This is a genomic window from Acinetobacter geminorum, assembly GCF_013009345.1.
GTDB lineage: Bacteria > Pseudomonadota > Gammaproteobacteria > Pseudomonadales > Moraxellaceae > Acinetobacter > Acinetobacter geminorum.
In genome coordinates this window covers 1-229 of record NZ_JABELE010000085.1, presented here as the reverse complement: position 1 = coordinate 229, position 229 = coordinate 1, and the positions used below count along the sequence as shown (strand labels likewise).

Annotated in this window: 1 pseudogene; it reads right to left on the bottom strand. The window is 63.3% G+C overall.

The features are described 5' to 3' along the window. Positions 1-229 (bottom strand): annotated as a pseudogene (locus HJG58_RS18805) (type I glyceraldehyde-3-phosphate dehydrogenase); the annotation flags it as partial.

Below are 229 nucleotides of genomic sequence, written 5' to 3'. Positions count from 1 at the left end.
CGGGATCACCGACTGGAACGCCGAACGGGTACGGCGCAGGTCCTCATGGTGGTAGGCGTCGATCACCGGCTGGTCGTTCATCGCCGAGTGGATGGTGGTGATCGACACGTATTCCAGGCCGATCGCCTCGTTCAGCAGCTTGAGCAGCGGCACCCCGCAATTGGTCGTGCAGGAGGCGTTGGAGACCAACGTTTCGCGGCCGCTGAGGTCCTGCTGGTTGACCCCATAG